Annotated in this window: 1 protein-coding gene; it reads right to left on the bottom strand. The window is 73.6% G+C overall.

The features are described from left to right. Window positions 1-216 (bottom strand): MFS transporter (locus GT030_RS22035; RefSeq protein WP_161202566.1); only part of this gene is annotated, 216 nt, incomplete at both ends.

Below are 216 nucleotides of genomic sequence, written 5' to 3'. Positions count from 1 at the left end.
GCCAGTCGATCCGGCCGCGCCGCCCCGTCGAGGTCTCCCGCAGACTGAGATACGACCAGACGGTCCCGGTCACGCTGATGGGCACGCTCAGCCAGAACACCGCGCGCCAGTCGACCGCGGCGAGCAGACCGCCGGCCAGCAGGCCGAGGAACTGCCCGGCGAGCGCGGTGATCTGGTTGACGCCGAGGGCCATCCCGCGCTGCCGGGCGGGGAAGG

The sequence above is a fragment of the Streptomyces sp. SID1328 genome, from assembly GCF_009865595.1.
Classification (GTDB): domain Bacteria; phylum Actinomycetota; class Actinomycetes; order Streptomycetales; family Streptomycetaceae; genus Streptomyces; species Streptomyces griseoluteus.
Note: the sequence above shows the minus strand (reverse complement) of the source record. Positions and strands in the feature narration are given on the sequence as shown.